This is a genomic window from Mycobacterium sp. UM_Kg1 (genome assembly GCF_000972925.1).
GTDB classification, from domain to species: Bacteria; Actinomycetota; Actinomycetes; order Mycobacteriales; family Mycobacteriaceae; genus Mycobacterium; species Mycobacterium hiberniae.
Window position 1 is genome coordinate 1 of sequence record NZ_JRMK01000390.1, and the last position, 244, is coordinate 244.

General features: G+C 76.2%; 1 protein-coding gene. It reads right to left on the reverse strand.

Going from position 1 to position 244, the window contains the following annotated elements:
• Nucleotides 1-244: hypothetical protein (locus LI92_RS21665; protein WP_192830113.1), on the reverse strand; the 244-nt coding region annotated here is incomplete at both ends.

Below are 244 nucleotides of genomic sequence, written 5' to 3' on the forward strand. Positions count from 1 at the left end.
CCGCCAACATGTCCCCGACCAGATCCACGCCCGCAGCCGCAGCCACCGGCGCGGCCGGCGCGGGCGCGACGGCAACCGGAGCAGCAGGCGCCGGCGCGACCGGAGCGGCAGGTGCCGGCGCGGCGGGAGTCACCGGCGCGGCCGCCGGACCCATCAGCGACTGCAGGTAGTCGACGATCTCGCGCAGCGTCACCAACGACGCCATGGTCGCGGTGTCGACCTCCGGCAACGACGGCACCCGCTC